The 368-nt window shown below is 57.9% G+C and carries 1 protein-coding gene; it reads left to right on the plus strand.

Annotated elements, in window-relative coordinates:
* Positions 1-45 precede the first annotated feature (45 nt).
* The coding region (locus KVS69_RS18970; protein WP_217539518.1) for an alpha/beta fold hydrolase at positions 46-368 on the plus strand (323 nt) is incomplete at its 3' end.

Below are 368 nucleotides of genomic sequence, written 5' to 3' on the forward strand. Positions count from 1 at the left end.
GTCAGCGTTTAGCCTCTGAGTTCCGCTCAATGAGGTTCGTTATCCATGGTCTTCTCCCCAGGCTCACCCATTCGCCACACTTGGCTCTATTGCATCGTCCTGTTGCTGGCACCACTGCTTGCGCACGGCACAAACCGGGCTTACACAGTTGAGTCACCGGACGGAGTCAAAATCGCCGTTCAAGAGGCGGGGAATCCTCAGGGGCAGCCCATCATCTTTGTGCACGGGTTGCTGGGTAGTCACCTCAGCTGGGAAAAACAGGTTAATAGCCCTGAGCTGCAGCGCTACCGGTTGATCACCTTTGATCTGCGCGGACATGGCCTGTCCGACAAGCCAGTGGAGCTGGACGCTTACCGCGAGGGCCGTCG

Source organism: Stenotrophomonas sp. GbtcB23 (assembly GCF_019091045.1).
Classification (GTDB): domain Bacteria; phylum Pseudomonadota; class Gammaproteobacteria; order Xanthomonadales; family Xanthomonadaceae; genus Stenotrophomonas; species Stenotrophomonas rhizophila_A.